At 43.5% G+C, this 18,635-nt stretch carries 14 protein-coding genes; 7 read left to right on the plus strand and 7 right to left on the minus strand.

Features of this window, described 5'->3' with window-relative positions:
• Window positions 1-134 precede the first annotated feature (134 nt).
• From B3B27_RS08180 to B3B27_RS08210, 7 genes are all read left to right on the plus strand, one after another.
• Window positions 135-1,523, plus strand: coding sequence for an FtsW/RodA/SpoVE family cell cycle protein (locus tag B3B27_RS08180; RefSeq protein WP_286847261.1), 1,389 nt, complete (start codon window positions 135-137; stop codon window positions 1,521-1,523).
• 75 nt (window positions 1,524-1,598) lie between these two features.
• Complete coding sequence (gene murG / locus B3B27_RS08185; protein WP_238867751.1) at window positions 1,599-2,792, plus strand: undecaprenyldiphospho-muramoylpentapeptide beta-N-acetylglucosaminyltransferase; 1,194 nt, start codon at window positions 1,599-1,601, stop codon at window positions 2,790-2,792.
• 78 nt (window positions 2,793-2,870) lie between these two features.
• The gene (gene murC, locus B3B27_RS08190; RefSeq protein WP_286833449.1) at window positions 2,871-4,250 is read left to right on the plus strand and encodes a UDP-N-acetylmuramate--L-alanine ligase; all 1,380 of its coding nucleotides are present in this window, start codon (window positions 2,871-2,873) and stop codon (window positions 4,248-4,250) included.
• A gap of 192 nt (window positions 4,251-4,442) precedes the next feature.
• Window positions 4,443-5,174 (plus strand): cell division protein FtsQ/DivIB, encoded by a 732-nt coding sequence (locus B3B27_RS08195; RefSeq protein WP_238867749.1) that lies wholly within the window; start codon window positions 4,443-4,445, stop codon window positions 5,172-5,174.
• A gap of 204 nt (window positions 5,175-5,378) precedes the next feature.
• Window positions 5,379-6,707: a cell division protein FtsA gene (gene ftsA, locus B3B27_RS08200; protein ID WP_238867748.1), complete on the plus strand. Its 1,329-nt coding sequence runs from the start codon at window positions 5,379-5,381 to the stop codon at window positions 6,705-6,707.
• Window positions 6,708-6,726: 19 nt separating this feature from the next.
• Window positions 6,727-8,019: a cell division protein FtsZ gene (ftsZ, locus tag B3B27_RS08205; protein ID WP_286847262.1), complete on the plus strand. Its 1,293-nt coding sequence runs from the start codon at window positions 6,727-6,729 to the stop codon at window positions 8,017-8,019.
• Between the two features lie 61 nt (window positions 8,020-8,080).
• Window positions 8,081-8,530 (plus strand): GatB/YqeY domain-containing protein, encoded by a 450-nt coding sequence (locus B3B27_RS08210; protein WP_238867746.1) that lies wholly within the window; start codon window positions 8,081-8,083, stop codon window positions 8,528-8,530.
• Here the strand turns inward: B3B27_RS08210 and B3B27_RS08215 are convergent, their stop codons facing one another.
• The 7 genes from B3B27_RS08215 to B3B27_RS08245 form a co-directional block, all read right to left on the minus strand.
• Complete coding sequence (locus B3B27_RS08215) at window positions 8,531-9,238, minus strand: hypothetical protein (RefSeq protein ID WP_286847264.1); 708 nt, start codon at window positions 9,236-9,238, stop codon at window positions 8,531-8,533.
• 67 nt (window positions 9,239-9,305) lie between these two features.
• Window positions 9,306-10,247 carry a thioredoxin-disulfide reductase gene (gene trxB, locus B3B27_RS08220; protein ID WP_238867744.1) on the minus strand — a complete coding sequence of 314 codons (942 nt, stop codon included), beginning with the start codon at window positions 10,245-10,247 and terminating at the stop codon, window positions 9,306-9,308.
• A gap of 147 nt (window positions 10,248-10,394) precedes the next feature.
• Window positions 10,395-11,039 (minus strand): LolA family protein, encoded by a 645-nt coding sequence (locus B3B27_RS08225; protein ID WP_286847267.1) that lies wholly within the window; start codon window positions 11,037-11,039, stop codon window positions 10,395-10,397.
• A gap of 262 nt (window positions 11,040-11,301) precedes the next feature.
• Window positions 11,302-13,800, minus strand: coding sequence for an FtsK/SpoIIIE family DNA translocase (locus tag B3B27_RS08230; RefSeq protein ID WP_286847270.1), 2,499 nt, complete (start codon window positions 13,798-13,800; stop codon window positions 11,302-11,304).
• A gap of 232 nt (window positions 13,801-14,032) precedes the next feature.
• Complete coding sequence (gene tpx, locus B3B27_RS08235) at window positions 14,033-14,533, minus strand: thiol peroxidase (protein WP_238867741.1); 501 nt, start codon at window positions 14,531-14,533, stop codon at window positions 14,033-14,035.
• A gap of 118 nt (window positions 14,534-14,651) precedes the next feature.
• Window positions 14,652-17,501 (minus strand): excinuclease ABC subunit UvrA, encoded by a 2,850-nt coding sequence (gene uvrA, locus B3B27_RS08240; RefSeq protein ID WP_286833345.1) that lies wholly within the window; start codon window positions 17,499-17,501, stop codon window positions 14,652-14,654.
• A gap of 32 nt (window positions 17,502-17,533) precedes the next feature.
• Window positions 17,534-18,511 carry a lytic transglycosylase domain-containing protein gene (locus B3B27_RS08245; protein ID WP_238867739.1) on the minus strand — a complete coding sequence of 326 codons (978 nt, stop codon included), beginning with the start codon at window positions 18,509-18,511 and terminating at the stop codon, window positions 17,534-17,536.
• Between the last annotated feature and the right edge of the window lie 124 nt (window positions 18,512-18,635).

Below are 18,635 nucleotides of genomic sequence, written 5' to 3' on the forward strand. Positions count from 1 at the left end.
GAGTTTATGGATTAAGTATAACAAATAGAAGCAAAAAATATGCACGGTTTGCCAGAGCGGACCCGCAATATCACGATTTAACTGATTTCAAAATGTTATTGATCACATTTTCCGGATAGGATAATAAATAATAAATGAGAAGAATTATGCTCAACGAAACCAACAATTTTACTGACCCTGTACAATCTTTTGAAGAGATTGCCGAAACGGGATCTACTCTAAAAGATTTTGTGAGTAAGATCTTCAAGGGAGATAAAGTGATCTGGGTTGTGTTTATTATTCTTTGGATGATCTCACTGATAGAGATCTTTAGTGCTACCAGCACCATTGTATACCGTCAACAAAACCAATGGGATCCGATTTTGCGCCACGCTATGTTCTTGATTGGTGGAGTGGGGGTTATTTTACTCATTCACAACATCCCTTACCGTTTTTTTTCATTATTGATATTTGTCCTGATGGGAGCAATCGTTCTGCTTATACTGACACCGTTTATAGGTAAAAGCATAAATAATGCCGATCGCTGGATATCCATTATGGGGTTTACAATACAACCTTCTGAAATAGCAAAGATATCACTGATGGGAACAATCGCCTTTCTGCTCAGTAAGCAGAACGGGACAAACGACGGGATCCTTTTCAAGTGGATGATAGGACTGATGGTTGTTGTGTGTGTAATTATTGCCATGGATAACCTGTCAACGGCAGTACTGCTTTTTGGAGTATGTTATCTGCTTATGTTCATAGGTAATGTGAAGCTACTGCGATTGCTTAAGGTGGCAGGGACAGGTATAGCTGCAGTGCTGCTGTTCGTGTTGTTCCTGAACATTATTCCAGCGAGCTGGACCGATTCTGGCCCTTTAAGCCGTCTCGGGACATGGCAGAACAGAATATCCGGTTTTGGCGCGGATAAAAATCCGGAGGATGAGGAATATTATATTATTACCGACGATAATTACCAGGTAGCACACGCCAAGATTGCAATTGCTAACGGAGGTTTACTGGGTGTTTTCCCAGGTAACAGCACCGAGCGCGATTTCCTGCCGCAGGCTTATTCCGATTTTATCTATGCAATTATTATTGAGGAGATGGGGCTGCTGGGGGGGATCTTTGTACTGCTTCTATATGTGGTTATCCTTATCAGGGCAGGTATGATTGCAAGGAAAACGGAGAAGCTTTTCCCAAAGTATCTTGTTCTTGGATCGGCGCTGATGCTTTCGGTTCAGGCTTTTATTAATATGGCGGTAGCCGTGAACCTAATCCCGGTAACAGGGCAGCCATTGCCTTTAGTGAGCAGGGGGGGGACCTCTACACTCATTACATGTGCGTACTTTGGGCTTATTTTGAGTGCCGACCGTTTTGGAATTGGAAAAAAGGAAGATGGAGAGCTAGGAGCTGACAAAAACAAAACAGATTACGGACAGTCAGATGATGAGGGGTATGACAACCCGATATCTGATAAGATGAACGAATCGATTGATAAACTGGAAGATAAGGTCGAGTTTGAAATTATTCAGGTGTGATGGGCGGAATAATAGGACAAGGGATTACTACTTTTTTCGTAACTTTGTACATCCTTTTCTTAAAAAGAAATCTTAATGAGCAATTCATACAGGTCGAAACCTGATTCAGACGCTGTTCCGGAGAACTTTCAACCGGCACCCAGGGTAATAGTGAGCGGAGGCGGCACTGGAGGGCACGTTTTTCCGGCAATATCTGTAGCAAACGCTGTAAAGAAACGATGGCCTGGCAGTGAAATACTTTTTGTGGGCGCTGTTGACCGTATGGAGATGGAGCGGGTTCCGGAGGCCGGATACAAAATTATTGGATTGCCTGTTTCGGGTTTTAACCGTAAAAACCCACTAAAGAATATTCCCGTCGCATTAAAACTGCTAAAAAGTATGAACAGGGCCCGCCGTATCATTTATGACTTTAAACCCGATATTGCTGTTGGTGTTGGAGGATATGCCAGTGGTCCCATACTGAAGGCAGCCTCGGGGAAAGGAGTACCCACATTGCTGCAGGAACAGAACTCATATGCCGGCGTAACCAATAGAATACTGGCAAAACATGCAGCTACTATTTGCGTTGCTTATGAGGGTATGGAGAGGTTTTTCCCGGAAGAAAAGATTGTGCTTACCGGAAATCCCTGCCGTCAGGATTTGGTGACTACGGAAGAGAACCGAGAAGAGGGATATAAGTTTTTCCGTCTCGATCCCGGTAAGAGAACCATTCTGATGGTTGGCGGTAGCCTGGGTGCACGCACACTGAACCAAAGCATTGCAGGTGCTTTGCCTGAACTGGCTGAAGTAGATGATCTGCAGGTGATTTGGCAATGCGGGAAGTATTACTATAAAGAGATGCAGATACTGCAGGCTGAAGGGAAAATCCCACCTAACGTGCATCTTATGGATTTTATCTCCAGGATGGAATTGGCCTATTCAGTGGCAGACCTGGTGATATCACGTGCCGGTGCAGGATCGGTGTCGGAGTTCAGCCTGCTTGGCAAAGCTGTTGTCTTGGTGCCTTCGCCCAATGTAGCTGAAGACCATCAAACAAAAAATGCCAAGGCTCTGGTAGACAAAGATGCCGCAGTAATGGTGCCGGATAACAAGGCTACAGATCTACTGTTCGGTGTGGCAATTTCCCTTGTCAGAGACGACAGGCAGTTGAAAAGCCTGAGAGATAATATCTTAAAGCTGGCTCAGCACGATTCGGCTGAACGCATCGTTGACGAAATAGAGAAGATAGTTTTTCGGGACAGATTGGGTCACAATAAACATTCAGAGTAAACATTCAGAACAATCTTCCGTAATCAGCATGAACGCTGTAAACCAACAATCATAAAGAGTCGAATTAAGCGAAGTAGTATGAGTTATGAATCAATATATTTTATAGGTATCGGAGGCATTGGCATGAGTAACCTTGCCCGTTATTTTCTTTCTGGAGGGAAGAGAGTGGGAGGTTATGACCGCACAGAGACTGTGCTTACAGCTTCACTTCGTGAGGAGGGCGCTTTTGTGCATTATGAGGAGAATGTGGATGATATTCCCAAAGAGTTTACCTGTAAAGAGAAAACTCTTGTAGTCTATACACCTGCTGTACCTGCTTCCCACAAGGAACTGCTCTATTTCAGGGAAAATGGATATAACGTTATGAAACGTGCACAACTATTGGGATTGATCACTTCATCGAGTGATGCTGTATGTGTAGCCGGGACTCATGGTAAGACAACCGTGTCGGCAATGACAGCCCATCTGTTGAGGCAGTCGCATGTGGATTGTAGTGCTTTCACTGGCGGGATTATGAAAAACTACAATAATAATCTGCTGCTCTCCGGCAAGAGCAATATTACTGTTGTTGAGGCCGATGAGTATGACCGCTCGTTCCACTGGCTGAATCCATGGATAGCTATTGTTACTTCAGCCGACCCCGACCATCTCGATATATATGGTACGGAACTGTCATACAGAGAGAGCTTTGAGAAATTTACATCGCTGATACGTCCGAACGGGCACCTGATTTTGAAAAAAGATGCCCTGGTGACTCCCCGTACCGGCGACACAGTGAAGGTCTGGAGCTACTCCGGATCGGAAGGAGACTTCCACGCTGGGAATATTCGTTCAGCGAACGGAGAGATATTGTTCGATTATACGTCGCCTTTTGGGACAATCAGAGATATCTCACTTGGTGTGCCGGTAATGGTAAATATTGAGAACAGCGTGGCAGCTATCGCCGCTGCTGAACTGTGTGGAGTTAAACCCGAAGAGATTCGTGCAGCAATCTCCTCTTTTGATGGTACAAAAAGACGGTTCGATTTTCGGATTAAGACGCAAAGTATTGTATTCATAGACGATTATGCTCATCATCCCAAGGAGTTGTCTTCAGCAATTCAGTCAATCAAGGCACTCTATCCGGGAAAGAAGGTGACAGCCGTTTTTCAACCTCACCTATATTCACGTACTCGCGACTTTGCCGATGATTTCGGAAAAAGTTTATCGTTGCTTGATGATGTTATACTACTTGATATATACCCTGCACGAGAAGAGCCAATTGATGGAGTTTCATCGCAGATAATCTACGATAAAATAAGCTCTCCGGAGAAGGTGCTTTGCAAAAAGTCAGAGCTTCTTGGGTTGTTGGGTAATAAGCCTCTTGAGGTACTGGTTACCTTTGGGGCGGGAGATATTGACAGGTTGCTCCCTGATATAGACAGGTTGCTGAAAAAGAGGTTTTTGATTGGAGCTTGATATTTATTGAGTTTATTCAACAGTATGGAAAAGAAGTTGCAATAATATATGTAATCTGCTAATTATATGCGTATTATGACTTATGGGGACTTTACACTGTTAATCTATGTTTGCTGGGAGTTAAATAAATATTTACAGAAGTATAATTGGCATCAAACATATAAAAAGATATAAACTCTTAAAATGTGATCAATGAAAAAATTTCTTCTCATTCTTGCAGCCGTGGTGGTAATAGGTTACCTGATTTTTTCAGTTTCTTATTTCAGGGTTTCATCGCGTAACAAGTTGTGTGAGGGTTTTGAAGTGATCATTAAAGACAGTTCCGAAACACAGTTCGTGCGTAAGCAGGATATCGTGAACCTGGTAAAAAGATACGATCTGTATCCAGTAGGAAGAACATTCAGGGAGATAAACACCCTGTCAATCCGCGATACAATCCTTACCAACAAGCTGGTGGAGTCGGCAGAGGTGTTTACCACGTCAAGAGGTTTCATTGTGGCTGCAATATATCAACGTGAACCGGTGTTGAGGGTTATATCAGATGTGAACGGAAGCTACTATGTTGATGACGACAGGCAGATAATGCCGGTATCTGTCAACTTTGCAGTTTATGTGCCTGTCGCTACTGGAGCTATTGATGAGGAATTTGCACAAAACGACCTGTATGATTTTGCGATGTTTCTTAATGCCAATCGCTATTGGAATGCATGGGTAGACCAGATAGTGGTACGGCAGAACGGAGATGTTGAGTTGATCCCCCGTGCAGGAGATTTCAGGATAATAATGGGCAGCCTGGACGATTATCCTGCAAAACTGGCTAAATTTTCACGTTTTGTGGATGGCGGTCTAAACGTATTGGGATGGAACCGTTACTCTGAAATTAATTTGAAATATGACAACCAGGTAGTTTGCACAAGGAAGTAGTATGAATTCATGCCTCGGTGTTTATTGCGGGGTAGCAATTATTGAGTGTATATTTGAAAAAATATCAACACCGGTTTCGGACCTTTCTTTATATGTAGGAATTATTGAGTTTATCTTTGCAAATGATGTTAAAATGCAAACAAAAGATAAAGCTGGAATGTTTGTTAAACAATGATATAACCATAAGGATTATCGATCGAAAATATGACGCAATCAGGATTTATAGCTGTAATTGATTTTGGAACCTCCAGAATAAAGGGAGTTGTGGGGCGCAGAAATGATAATGGGGTCATCTCCATTTTAGCAAGTGGCTCAATAGACTCCGACAATTCCATACGCAGAGGCATGGTTTACAATATTGAACAGGCAGGTGCTAATCTGCAGAAGCTGGTTATGATGCTGGAGAACAGTATGGGGCGAAAAATAGGCAAGGTGTATGTCTCTCTTGCGGGACAATCATTGCATACGCTTGAATTCAATGAAATGTTGAACCTCTCTTCAGGTATGGTAACTGAAGTGATTGTGGCACAGTTGCGCAAAGCAGCTGAAAAATTTCAACCTGAACTAAAACGCAACTACAGTGTTGCCGATGTAGAATATTATATAGACGATAAACCGGAACGCAATCCTGTTGGGGTAACCGGCTCACAGATTGAGGCCGGGTTTGAACTGATTATAGGGCGTCCCAATCTTCTTTCAAATATTGAGAAGAGTATCGCATCAAAGACCGAGCTGGAGATAGCTGACTATATTGTAGGTACAATTGCTTCAGCCTCTATCGTGTTAAGCGATGAAGAAAAAGAGCTGGGTTGCGTTTTTCTGGATTTCGGCGCGGGAACAACCACGTTGTCAGTATATAAAGACGGAATATTGCGCAGGATGGTGGTAATTCCCTTTGGGGGAAGAACCATCACAAAAGATATCTGTGCACTTAACTTTACTGAAAATGATGCAGAACAGTTGAAGAAAAAATTCGGCAAAGCGATGGAGAAACAAGAAGGAACAGTTTTAGCATCTCCCTTTTCTTCAACAGCTAAACCTGATATCGACCTCGCCGAACTGAACAAAGTTATTGTGATGCGTCTCGATGAGATAACCGCTAATATAAGGGAACAGGTATCGTTGTCGGGTTATGAAGGCAGGCTTGGGTCAGGTGTGATTATTACTGGCGGGGCATCGCAACTTAAGAATCTTGATCTTTATCTTGCGGAAAAATTAAAAATGCCGGTACGTAATGGTACAGCCAGGAAGACATTTATCAATAACTCGCCCGATCTTGTCAGTGACCCGTCTTTCACACAGGCGCTTGGTATGCTTATATTTGGTGATGAAGATTGTGAGCTTAATGTATCTGTTTCACCTGAAAAAGGAGAACTGGAAGATGACGAGACCGGATCTTCCGGTTGGTTTGGAGGGAAAAAGAAAAAGCAAAAAAACGAGAAGAAGGATAAAAAGACAAAGCAGGAGGGAAGATTCCTTTCAATGATGGAAGATGTTTTCGGAGGTATTTTTACTGAAGAGGATGATGAATAACAGCGTTTTACAGTAAGAGATGAATGACGATATATTGGATTTTCAGATAGAGAACCGCACTGATGCTATCATAAAGGTTATAGGTGTGGGAGGTGGCGGAGGTAACGCGGTGAATCATATGTTTCAGGAAGGCATACATGATGTCTCTTTCGCATTGTGCAACACCGATAATCAGGCACTGATGGAGTCCCCTGTCCCTGTAAAGGTTCAGCTGGGGGGAAACACTACTGGTGGGCTGGGCGCAGGTAATAAACCTGAAATTGCAAAAAAAGCTGCCGAAGAGAGTATTAATCTTATCGAGGAACTGCTTCATGATGGCACCCGGATGGTTTTTATCACCGCCGGAATGGGAGGAGGTACCGGAACAGGTGCTGCACCCGTGGTTGCACATGTAGCAAAAGATATGGGTATTCTTACGGTGGGTATAGTTACCATTCCCTTTATGTTTGAAGGCCCGAGAAAAATTGTGCAGGCATTGAAGGGAGTAGAAGAGATGGCAAAAAATGTGGATGCACTGCTGGTTATAAACAATGAGCGCCTGCGTGATATCTACAGCGACCTGACGATGCTGAACGCTTTTGCCAAAGCTGATGATACTCTGGCAACAGCAGCGAAAAGTATAGCTGAGATCATTACTGTTCACGGTCATGTGAACCTCGACTTTGCCGATGTGAATACAACTCTGAAAGATGGAGGAGTAGCCATAATGAGTAGTGGCCTAGGTAAGGGTGGTGACAGGGTAAACGATGCTATAAAGAATGCATTGCACTCTCCGCTGCTCAATAATAACGATGTATTCAGTGCCAAGAAAATACTGATTAATCTTTCGTTTGGTGAGGAATGTCCGCTGATGATGGAAGAGATGAACTCGCTGCACGACTTTATGTCGAAGTTCAGTAGGGAGATAGAGGTTATCTGGGGGGCAGCCGTTGACGGGTCGCTTATTGAAGAGGTAAAGGTTACTCTGCTTGCTACCGGTTTCTCGATAGCAAATGTCCCGGGTATTGAAGAGCAGCAGGAAGAACAGTCCAGATCGGAGGTGATACGCCTGCAGATTGAAAGGGATGCAAAACTGGCTCAGGAGAAGAAAGACAAGGAGCTTATTGAAAAATATTATGGGAAGACCGGCCTGAAAGCGCTTACAGCAGTTAAATCCAAACTCGATCCTTTTGTTCTTACCATTGAAGAGCTGGATGATGACAAGGTGCTGGAAGCGCTTGAGAAAACCCCGGTATTTAAACGCGAGCCAGGCTTCAATCCACGTGTATTTCAATCTGACGCGTATCAACAGTCATCCTCGCTTTTCGATTGACTCACCTGAGAATACAAAACCATAATAACTGGATATCAATTTTATTAAAAAACAGAGAAATATGTCACTTTTTGAAACTATTAGCGAAGAGATAAAGAAAGCGATGCTGGCAAAAGATAAGATCAGGCTTGAAGCATTGAGAGGAATAAAGAAAGAATTGCTGGAAGCTAAAACAGCTAAAGGCGCAACAGGTGAACTAACCAGCGAAACCGAATTATCAATTTTACAAAAGATGGTGAAACAGCGAAACGATAGTGCCAGCATATATTCTTCACAAAACAGGGCTGATCTTGCAGAAAGCGAGATTGCTCAGATGAATGTGATCCGTGAGTTTCTTCCTGCCCAGCTCTCTTTGGAAGAACTGGAGGCAGCCGTGAAGGAAATTATCTCAGCAACCGGCGCAACTTCCTTAAAGGAGATGGGCAAGGTGATGAGTGTGGCATCCAGACAGTTAGCAGGGAGGGCAGAGGGCAGGGCCATTTCAGAGATGGTGAAAAAAATATTGTCGTAGCTAATGAATCATTCTATGGGGTATATATACCTTTTTCAGCCTTTTATCAAGCATGTTGTTTTTCATGGCTTTTTTCTCCAGCTTTTTCAGTTCCTTGTCCCTGTTCTTTCCTTCATCAAAATTATCCGTTAACAACAGAACGGATATAGTTTCATCATCAATGGGCTGAATTTTGAAAATAACTGTTCTATTCTCAACTATTTCATGTTCCGCGAGCCTTACCAGGTAATCTTTTCCCTGTGTGTAATTGAATGAGATTGAGTTGTAACCTATCGATGAGGCGGCTATTGAAGATATCTTGTTGTTCTGAGTCAAAATAATTTTCCCGTCGTCACCGGTCACTTTTGCCTCAATATTTTTATCGGATTTGTTGAGTGACTCAACTAAAATATTTTCAATCGGGTAATTGTACAAGCTTACCACTTTTACCACACAGGTATCTGTTCTGGAACCTTCCAGCTCCTGAAAAACAGATCTTTCCCCTGAAAAATCTCTTGTGTGAATAAAGATGTAATCGTCGTTGTACTCATAAGAGCCTTCACCCACCTGAGCTGAAGATAACCCGCCGAATCCACTTATCCGGAACACTATATTCTCACCATCGAACGTGAGAGAATCCAATCCGTTTTTAAACGTTCCTTCCAGTTGCTGGGCAAAGAGAGAAACGCCCCATAACAACATATATGTAAATGGTATAAATTTTTTCATGACCCGGAAAAGCACTATTTGCAGGCAAATGTAATATAAATTTTTTGTGTCGGCAATAGAAGTGATATTATAATCCCTTTTCGGCCAGATACCGTTCAGCATCGATAGCAGCACGACAACCCATGCCGGCAGCAGTAACTGCCTGACGGTAGTGCGGGTCGGCAACGTCTCCTGCGGCAAAAACACCTTCGATATTGGTTTTCGATGATGGATTGTCTATCTTGATATATCCTGCATTATCAAGTTCAAGATAATCTTTAAAAATTTTGGTGTTTGGAGTATGTCCAATGGCAAGGAAAAAACCGTCAATGGCAATATCAACTTTTTCCTCCCCGGGTTCACCCATCCGCTTGATCAGATGAGCTCCTTCCACCCCTCTTTCACCGAAGAGGCCAATAGTGTTGTGTTCGAAAAGGATCTCAATTTTTGGATTGTTCATCACCCGGTCCTGCATAATTTTTGATGCACGCAGATAGGGTTTGCGTACAATCATATATACTTTGTCGGCCAGGCCCGATAGATAGCTGGCTTCTTCACAGGCAGTATCGCCTCCACCCACAACAGCTACTTTTTTCTTGCGATAGAAAAACCCGTCGCAGGTTGCACAGGCCGATACGCCTTGCCCTGCATACTTCTTTTCATCGTCAAGCCCGAGGTACTTTGCGGTAGCACCGGTGGCTATTATGACAGTATCAGACTCTATCACATGTTCATTATCGATAGTCACCTTAAAGGGGCGTACAGAGAAATCTACCGCTGTTGCCCTTCCCGGGAATATTTCAGTGCCAAATCTCTGTGCCTGTTTCTTTAGGTCTTCCATCATCTCCGGACCGGTAATTCCTTCGGGATAGCCTGGGAAATTTTCCACTTCGGTGGTGGTTGTTAGTTGTCCTCCCGGCTCCATTCCTTCGTAAATAACAGGTTCCAGGTTTGCACGTGAAGCGTAAATAGCAGCCGTATACCCAGCAGGTCCCGACCCGATGATCAGACAGCGAACTTTATCTCTCATATAATATGTTTATGTTTAAAAAGCCTCTCTCAATGTTAAAAAGAGAAGAGGCTTAAGGGTTAATTATTGGTTCAAAGATACAACTATTCTTCTATTCTTGAAACTGATATTACCATTATCTATCTGAGTTAGATGGAAAATATCACCTTACCTTAGATCAACAATTTCAACTCCGGGGTGCTTGTTTTTATCGAACCTGAACTCCGAATCAATGAATTTATAATTTGAGTTGCACTCAGAGATTTCTATCCTGTTTTTCATCCCGTTACCCATGGTGAGAATTATCTGAACAATGTTGTTTGAGGCCATGTCAACAGCTACGGAAACAGCTTTGAAATCGTTGTTCCCGGTTACAGGTACCATATCTATCTGATTAACTTTTTTACCGTTCACTGTTTTCGATACAGGTGCTTTCAACTTGTACCCGTTTCTGTACATTCCAAGCAGTGCCAAAGGGCTGATTGATGCCAACTCCTGCCCTGTGGGGTTGATTATGTTTACTTCATTCACCTCTTTTATCAAAATCCACTGAGTTTCACCATCGAACCATATATCCGCTGCATCCGTCTGTATTTTGAACCGGTTTCCTTTTATAATGGCTTCACCCGACTGTGTTTCATACTCTGTTCCGTCTTTGTCTACGGTAGCCGACTTGAACGATAACTTAATGCCGGCTGATGCCTCAAAGGCGGCAAATGCTCTGTCCAGAATAGCTTTTGCTTCTCCTGAGTTTTGGGGGTAGGCAGTGAGAGCAAAAAAGAAAACAGCAACTGTTAGGATGTTTTTTTTCATTATCTTTTCTGTTTTTATATGAAAATTCAAGTCAATTGTTATACAACATTTAAATATCTAACTTTAGTTGGACGTGTGCCGGAACGGGTAGCCAAACACCGGCAGCTTGACAGTTTAGTCGAAATCATTCATCAAGCTAAACTATAGTAATTAATACAATCATGAGCGGTTATTTAATAGAACGTTTAACCGATGTTATAAAGGTAGACAAAAAAGCGAAGCTGTGGTTTAATTTTTAAATGAACCCTCCTTCAAATGCAGTTCAACGTAGCGAATCAAGAAGCTTCTCCAATGAATATTCGTCCTGGATAAACACCTCACGAGGCTTACTGCCCTGAACGGCTCCAACTATGCCGGCGGCTTCCAGTTGATCCATCAGCCTTCCCGCGCGATTGTACCCTATGGAGAATTTTCTTTGAATAAGTGATGTGGAGCCTTGCTGCTGGACTACAATAAGCCTTGCTGCCTCTTCGAAGAGTACATCTCTGTCGTTTAGGTCAACCGCCCCTGGAACCGTTTCAGCATCTGTGAGAACTTCTGGCAGAGGAAATGCCTTATCATAACCCTGCTGTTTGCCAATATATTGTGCAATCTCTTCTACCTCGGGAGTATCTACAAATGCGCATTGAATACGGATAAGGTTACTGCCTTGTGAAAATAGCATATCACCGCGTCCGATGAGCTGGTTGGCACCGCTCATATCCAGAATGGTTCGCGAGTCGATCTGTGATGTTACACGGAAAGCCATCCTCGCCGGAAAATTAGCTTTTATGGTTCCGGTTATGATGTTGGTGGTGGGGCGTTGTGTTGCAATCACCATGTGTATACCCACGGCTCGCGCCTTCTGGGCAATTCGTGCGATGGGCATTTCAATCTCTTTGCCGGCAGTCATTATCAGGTCGCCAAACTCATCAATCACCACCACAATATATGGCATGTATCTGTGCCCTTTTTCCGGATTTAGCCTTCTTTTGACAAACTTATCGTTATACTCTTTTACCGTGCGAACATGTGCTTTCATAAGCAACTCATAGCGGTCGTCCATCTCCTTGGTCAGTGAATTCAATGTCTGCGTCACCTTTGTCACATCGGTAATGATAGCCTTTTCTTCATCGGGGAGCTTTGCCAGATAGTGTTTTTCTATGGTAGAATATATGTTGAATTCCACCATTTTGGGGTCAATAAGCACCATCTTCATCTCAGAAGGATGCTTCTTGTATAGTAGTGAGGTGATTATAGCATTTAATCCTACCGACTTTCCCTGACCAGTTGCGCCGGCTACCAGCAGGTGCGGCATTTTGGTGAGGTCGAAGATAAACACCTCATTTGTGATGGTTTTACCCAATGCTACCGGTAGGTCATAACTACACTCCTGAAATCTTTTGGAGGAGATGACCGATTGCATGGAAACTATCTGTGGTTCCTTATTGGGAACCTCAATACCGATGGTCCCTTTTCCTGGCATGGGCGCAATAATGCGAATACCCAATGCCGAAAGGCTTAGCGCGATATCATCTTCCAGATTTCGAATCTTTGAGATGCGGACTCCTGCTTGAGGAACAATCTCGTAGAGAGTGATGGTGGGTCCTACTGTCGCTTTTATGGAGGTTATCTCGATTCCATAATTGCGTAGTGTATTAATGATTTTATCCTTGTTCTCATTCTGTTCTTTCATATCCACGCCCCTGTCACCTGTATTGTAAACCTTAAGAAGGTTAAGTGTGGGGAATTTGAAAGATGAGAGATCCCTTTTCGGATCGTATTCCTCAAGAGGTTCATTCTTATCATCTTCAAGGTATTCAGAGGGCTCTTTAGCATCTTCCGGATGGAAGGCTACAGCTGCTTCATTATCGCCAGGGACAATCACTTCGAATTCATCACTCATTATGTGCTGGTCTTTTCCTGTATGCGTCTTCGACCTGGATGCAGAGGCCGTTGCAGCCGGGGCCGCAATATCTAACCCCTCATTTTCATCTTCTGCCGATTCAACTTCTCTCCGTTTTGACTTTTTCAAAAAAGCAAAGAACCGTTTAATCAATCCAGCTTTTTTTTCTTCATCTGATTCAGGAATTTCGCATTCGTCTGTGGAAGTTTGCTCTTCATCATTTAGCATGGTAAATGAAGGTTTGCTGTTTACAAGCTTTTGCTGGATCTTGTACATGGAGCTTTTGCGGATGAGCACTGCTACAATCACAATAAACAGGAGTATAATCAAAACAATACCAGGCCATCCTACACTGCTGTCAAGAATCTGTTCAATCTGGATACCATGCGTTCCGCCCCATTTAATGTGTGTCCCGGGGAAGATGCGGTCCAGGATAAAAGCGCTGGCTATGGAACCTGAAATAACGCCAAACGTGGTAATGAAGAGTGCTTTCAGGAAAGATAAATCTGATACCTTCATCATACGCAATCCAATATAAATAAGGAATATTGGAATAAGCGTCGAGAAAATACCAAACCAATCGTTTACAAGAATCTCGGCAATATAGGCTCCGCCTGCACCTGTCCAGTTGTCCACCTCCGGAACATTTGAACGTATAAGCTGCATAAATGATTTATTGAGCACCTTGCTCTGGTCGGCGGCACCCGTGAAGAAAAACGAAATTATCGCCAGCAGCATAAAAATGCCGATGAAAGCGACAACTACCCCCATAATGAATCGTAAGCGTTCACTTTTCAAAAATGTAATAAACTCATTTTCCTGTTTTTGGGAGGATGTCGTTTTTTTTCTTAAAGTCCTTTTCTTCTTTTTAGCCATGTTTAATTTTTTTCGCGCTTTGCCATGCCGACTTCGATCAACCTGTTATAATAGCAATTTGAATGGTTGATATAATTATCACGTTTACTGCAAAAGTAATAAAAAGAAACGTAGCTTTAACATTTTGTGGACGATTATTTTATACCTTTACAGATGCCAGGGATCTAAATAGTGAAAGGTCCGCGAATCACTTCGCAGACCTCTCTTGTTAACACAATCTTCATGAAACAAACTACACTATCGAGTTGATTGCAGAATGATAATCCGGCTCCTGTGCAATCTCAGAAACCAGTTCCGTATATACTACTTTTCCGTTTGGATCTACCACAACCACAGCGCGTGCTAAAAGGCCTTTCAAAGGTCCATCGGTCATCAGTAATCCGTAATCACTGCCAAACGCAGTATCACGGAAAGCGGAAAGTGTAACAACATTTTCTATGCCTTCTGCAGAACAGAATCTTCCTGCTGCAAAAGGCAGGTCGGCAGAAATACCAAGCACCACCGTATTATCGAGCGACGCGGCTTCTTTGTTAAAACGGCGTACCGAGGCTGCGCATACACCGGTATCAAGACTCGGGAAGATATTAAGTACAACATTCTTTCCTCTAAAATCCGATAACTTAGCCTCTGTAAGGTCGCTTTTTACTAGTGTGAAGCCCGGAGCTGATATCCCTATTGCGGGCATATCACCTGTAGTATGAACGGGGTTGCCTTTAAATGTGATATTTGCCATATATATTTATAATTTAAAATAATTATTAATAATAAAATACTTTTTTTCTATATTGTACCTTCCTCTCTCTCTGATAGTAAACAAAGACTCTAACTAAATGTTCATGGTGAATTTGTTTTTAACTTTCTACAATTTCAACAGCAGCCTGATGTAGTTCACTTCTTAGATAAGATGCTGTGTAGCTCTTTTTACTGCTTATGATCTCTTCAGGTGTTCCCGAAAAGAGTATCTCGCCACCCTTTTCGCCCCCTTCGGGTCCCATGTCGATAATATGATCGGCACATTTGATTATGTCGAGGTTGTGTTCAATCACTATCACCGTATTGCCTTTGTCAACAAGCTTGTTAAGTACCCCCAGCAGTACCCTGATATCTTCGAAATGGAGTCCCGTGGTAGGCTCATCAAGTACATATAGCGTATTGCCAGTATCTATTCGCGCCAGCTCTGTTGCCAGCTTTACTCGCTGACTTTCCCCTCCCGATAGTGTAGTGGAGGATTGCCCAAGCTTTATATAGCCCAATCCAACCTCCTGTAAAACCCTTATCTTGTGCAGAATGTTGGGTACATTTTCAAAGAATTCAACCGCCTGGTTAATGGTCATATCCAGCACATCTGCAATAGATTTTCCTTTGAAGCGCACCTCGAGCGTTTCACGGTTGTAGCGTTTCCCGTGACAAACCTCGCATGGTACCATCACATCGGGCAGGAAATTCATTTCAATGGTTTTGTAACCGTTGCCATTGCATTTTTCACACCGGCCTCCTTTCACATTAAACGAAAACCGTCCAGGTTTGTATGCACGTATCTTGGCTTCCGGCATTCCGGCGAAAAGAGAACGGATATCGGAAAAAACACCTGTATAGGTGGCCGGATTGGAGCGGGGGGTACGGCCTATTGGCGACTGGTCCACACTTACTACTTTATCAAGATGCTCTATACCTTTTACGGAACTGTAGGGAAGAGGTTCTTTAAGTGACCGGTAAAATTTACGGCTTAGGATTGGTTGCAGTGTCTCATTTATCAATGTCGATTTTCCACTTCCAGAAACGCCTGTCACACATATTAATGTACCAAGCGGAAAAACCGCTGTCACACTTTTAAGGTTGTTGCCTGTTGCACCTGCGATTATGAATTTTTTTCCGTTTCCCTCACGCCTTTTTTTGGGGACGGCAATTTCAAGCCTTCCGTTAAGGTAGTTAGAGGTTAGCGTGTTTCTTTTAAGCATTTCCGATGGAAGGCCCTCAAATACCACATCGCCGCCTTTCTGACCCGCGAAGGGGCCCATATCAACTATGTAGTCGGATGCGAGCATCATCTCCTTGTCGTGCTCCACCACTACGACCGAGTTGCCTAAATCGCGCAGTTTTTTCAATGAATCTATAAGTCGGTGATTGTCTCGCTGATGCAAGCCGATGCTCGGTTCATCAAGGATATAAAGCACATTCACCAGCTGCGAGCCAATTTGCGTGGCCAGGCGTATGCGCTGACTTTCTCCTCCCGAAAGGGATGCCGATGCTCGCGATAGCGAAAGGTAGCCCAGCCCCACATCCAGCAGAAACTGCAGGCGTGTGAGGATCTCTTTTCTTATCTCTTCGGAAATGAGTCGCTGTTTGTCAGACACCTTAGCCTGAAAGCCCTTGAACCAGTCGTAAAGTTCCCGGATATCCATTTCAGACAGATCCGCAATATTTTTTCCGTTAATCATGAAATGAAGCGCCTCTCTGTTCAAACGTTGGCCGTTGCACTCGGGGCATACCGAGGTGGTGATAAACTGCCCGGCCCATTTCTGAGCTGTTGCCGATGCATCTTCATCCTGCTGCATCTCAATATATTTGACAACCCCTTCGTAGGAAACCATGTAATTTGAATTCCCCAGCGATTCGTTTTTTATTTTAAGTCGCTCAGCGGTACCGTACATGATTTCTTCAATTGCCTCCTGTGGAATATCCTTAATGGGCGTTTTCAGCGTGACACCATATTTTTCGCATATGGCAGCTATCTGCCAAAAGAGCATGCTGGGACGCTCCTTCCCAAGAGGGACAATTCCGCCTGCGCCGATGCTCAGTCCCGGGTTGGGAATAATTTTTTCCAGGTCAATCTGATCAACTGTCCCTATACCTTTGCACCTGGGACAAGCTCCCTGTGGAGAGTTAAATGAAAAGTTATGGGGTGCCGGCTCATTGTATGACAATCCCGTAGTAGGGCACATAAGGCTACGGCTGTAATGGCGTACATCGCCAGCGTCTACATCCTGTATGAGTATTAGTCCCGATCCCTGCTTCATTGCAGTGCGTACGCTCGATTTAAGCTTGTCTGCGAACTTGTTGGAGACAACCAGTTTGTCTATAAGGATCTCTATATTGTGGTTTTTGTAACGGTCCACACGCATGCCGGGAATAATCTCCCTGGTCTCCCCGTCGACCCTCACGTTGAGAAAACCTTTTTTGCGGATCTGTTCAAAAAGCTCCTTGTAATGCCCTTTCCTGTTTCTAACTACCGGGGCAAGGATATATATTTTTTTCCCGATATACTTTTCCAGGATCAGTTCAAGTATTTGCTCTTCGGTATATTTCACCATCTTCTCACCTGTTATGTAGGAGTATGCCTCTCCTGCACGTGCATATAGCAGGCGAAGGAAGTCATACACTTCTGTAGTGGTACCCACGGTAGAACGCGGGTTTTTGTTGGTGGTTTTTTGTTCGATAGAGATAACGGGGCTCAATCCGGTGATCTTGTCCACATCGGGTCGTTCCATCTTACCAAGAAATCCGCGGGCATATGCCGAAAATGTTTCAATATAGCGGCGTTGTCCTTCGGCGAAGATGGTGTCGAAAGCAAGAGACGATTTACCGCTTCCGCTAAGTCCCGTGATTACCGTAAGAGAATCGCGCGGAATGGTTACGTCAATATTCTTTAGATTGTGCACGCGTGCGCCGTACACATGTATCTGTTCATTTTCAGGAGTCATAATTTTTTTAAACAAGTGATAACCAAAAAAGTTTACTGAACAATCCATGCAGGATCATGTACTTTCGGTTTTTCTCCTTTCCTGTAATATAGACTTTCACGGTCAGGAATGAGTATGGTGTAGGTTTTTCCTGAAGCATTACTCAGCCTGGTACTTCTCAGCCACGAATTGAAATCTTTCAGCTGCGCATAGGTTATGCTGTGCTGTTTGGCAAAATCTGGCAGGTCAGGTATCGATGATGATACTTTCACCTCCTTGAATTTTACCGGCTTATAGAGATGCTCGGGCTTTATTACAAATCCATATTTCTGGGGATTTTCAAAAATAAGCTTGATAGCCAGCATTCGGTAGTAGTATCGCGTAGTCTCCTCCACCAGCCAAAGGTCGAGCGGGTTGTCCACCCCCTGTTTGTCCAGCTCGCCTGTAATGCGTGCCTGTCCGCCGTTATAAGATAGCGCCGCACCGCTCCATGAACCATATTTGCGATATGCATCCTTAAGGTAGCGGCTGGCGGCAGCAGTAGATTTTTCCACGTGATACCGTTCATCCACATCTGATGTTACCTCCAGTCCGTACTGTTTGCCTGTACTTTGAATGAACTGCCATAATCCTGCTGCCCGAGCCGGTGAAACAGCTCTGTAGTCGAGGCTGCTTTCAATTACTGCCAGATACTTCAAGTCATCCGGTATTCCCTCTTTTTTAAGAATTGGTTCAATAACAGGGAAAATTCTATTTGCACGCTTGAAAAGTAAGAGGGTGGTGGAATGAAAATAGGTAAAACTGTTTAGCTCCCTGTCCATCCTTTCCCGTCTATCGTAACGGTCGAAGGAGATCTTCTCTCCAGCGAACTCCATGTTTTCAGGAACATCTACCGATGCGGTCATAGATAATACCAGCGGTCTTTCCGCTTTGGTCCTGTTGATATCGTTTACAGACAAAAAAGAGAGTACAAGAGCACCAAGTCCTGTTATTAATATTAAAAAAGAGATTACTAACGTCGATTTTTTCATTCTATTGCAGCTTTGCCGGTTCTTAAAATATATATCTGGCAATTAACTTGCCGGAACATCTATTGATTTGAACAAAGATAATATTTTTCGGAAAAATCTACAATATGATAAATATGGAAATCCG

It is taken from the genome of Proteiniphilum sp. UBA5463 (assembly GCF_002427225.1).
Lineage (GTDB): Bacteria > Bacteroidota > Bacteroidia > Bacteroidales > Dysgonomonadaceae > Proteiniphilum > Proteiniphilum propionicum.

Coding starts and splice junctions, on each gene's coding strand:
- B3B27_RS08180 (WP_286847261.1), top strand. CDS start 135: ATGAGAAGAATTATGCTCAACGAAACCAACAATTTTACTGACCCTGTA.
- murG (WP_238867751.1), top strand. CDS start 1,599: ATGAGCAATTCATACAGGTCGAAACCTGATTCAGACGCTGTTCCGGAG.
- murC (WP_286833449.1), top strand. CDS start 2,871: ATGAGTTATGAATCAATATATTTTATAGGTATCGGAGGCATTGGCATG.
- B3B27_RS08195 (WP_238867749.1), top strand. CDS start 4,443: ATGAAAAAATTTCTTCTCATTCTTGCAGCCGTGGTGGTAATAGGTTAC.
- ftsA (WP_238867748.1), top strand. CDS start 5,379: ATGACGCAATCAGGATTTATAGCTGTAATTGATTTTGGAACCTCCAGA.
- ftsZ (WP_286847262.1), top strand. CDS start 6,727: ATGAATGACGATATATTGGATTTTCAGATAGAGAACCGCACTGATGCT.
- B3B27_RS08210 (WP_238867746.1), top strand. CDS start 8,081: ATGTCACTTTTTGAAACTATTAGCGAAGAGATAAAGAAAGCGATGCTG.
- B3B27_RS08215 (WP_286847264.1), bottom strand. CDS start 9,238: ATGAAAAAATTTATACCATTTACATATATGTTGTTATGGGGCGTTTCT.
- trxB (WP_238867744.1), bottom strand. CDS start 10,247: ATGAGAGATAAAGTTCGCTGTCTGATCATCGGGTCGGGACCTGCTGGG.
- B3B27_RS08225 (WP_286847267.1), bottom strand. CDS start 11,039: ATGAAAAAAAACATCCTAACAGTTGCTGTTTTCTTTTTTGCTCTCACT.
- B3B27_RS08230 (WP_286847270.1), bottom strand. CDS start 13,800: ATGGCTAAAAAGAAGAAAAGGACTTTAAGAAAAAAAACGACATCCTCC.
- tpx (WP_238867741.1), bottom strand. CDS start 14,533: ATGGCAAATATCACATTTAAAGGCAACCCCGTTCATACTACAGGTGAT.
- uvrA (WP_286833345.1), bottom strand. CDS start 17,501: ATGACTCCTGAAAATGAACAGATACATGTGTACGGCGCACGCGTGCAC.
- B3B27_RS08245 (WP_238867739.1), bottom strand. CDS start 18,511: ATGAAAAAATCGACGTTAGTAATCTCTTTTTTAATATTAATAACAGGA.